The organism is Roseovarius halophilus (ex Wu et al. 2025), assembly GCF_047086965.1.
The window spans coordinates 1-744 of the sequence record NZ_JBKOTX010000521.1 but is presented as its reverse complement, the minus strand read 5'-3'; the positions used below and the strand labels follow the sequence as shown (position 1 = coordinate 744).

The 744-nt window shown below is 59.7% G+C and carries 1 protein-coding gene; it reads left to right on the top strand.

What is annotated here, in order from left to right; all coding sequences use genetic code 11:
- Nucleotides 1–176 precede the first annotated feature (176 nt).
- Nucleotides 177–744: IS110 family transposase (locus ACH107_RS33275; RefSeq protein ID WP_412509849.1), on the top strand; the 568-nt coding region annotated here is incomplete at its 3' end.

Sequence of the window (744 nt, the reverse complement as noted above, 5' to 3'; positions counted from 1 at the left end):
GCGCCAGGTGTCGAGCTGTTCTTGTCGTCCATGGTCCATTCTCCTTCGATGGAAAATTAGCGCTATGAACTGTCTCAGGAAACCGTGCCCCAACCCACTGGCACGTCAGAGGCGTGTCAACGGGGTCGTGTGGTTAGGCGCGCCCCAGAATTTCTTTGCGAAGAAAGGACAACGACATGGAACTGTATATCGGTTTGGACGTCTCTCTGGCAAGCACCGCGATTTGCGTGGTGTCGTCCCATGGTAAGGTGATCAAAGAAACGACAGCGGCCAGCGAACCCGAAGAGCTGGAACGAGCATTGCAGTCGCTGCCGGGCACCGTGGTCGGTGTCGGTCTGGAGGCCGGGCCGCTGTCACAATGGCTCCATCGGCACCTCACCGAGGCCGGGTTCGATACGGTTCTGATGGAAACACGACAGGTGAAGGGCGCGCTCAAGGCGATGCCGATCAAGACCGACAGGCGGGATGCCGAAGGGATCGCGCGGCTTTTGCAGATGGGCTGGTTCCGGCAGGTCCACTGCAAGTCGATATCGGCGCAGGAAATGCGCGCGCTGTTGTCCGCGCGCAAGGCGATCCAGCAAGCCATCATCAACCTTGAGCTGTCGATCCGTGGCGTGCTGCGAAATTTCGGGCTGAAGATGGGACGGTACTGTACCCTAAGGTCTGGAAATTCGCTCGAGTTGGGGGCCATGAGCCCCTGCTGGGGCGCACCCCAGCAGGGGCTGCCCATTCTGGTATTCCATG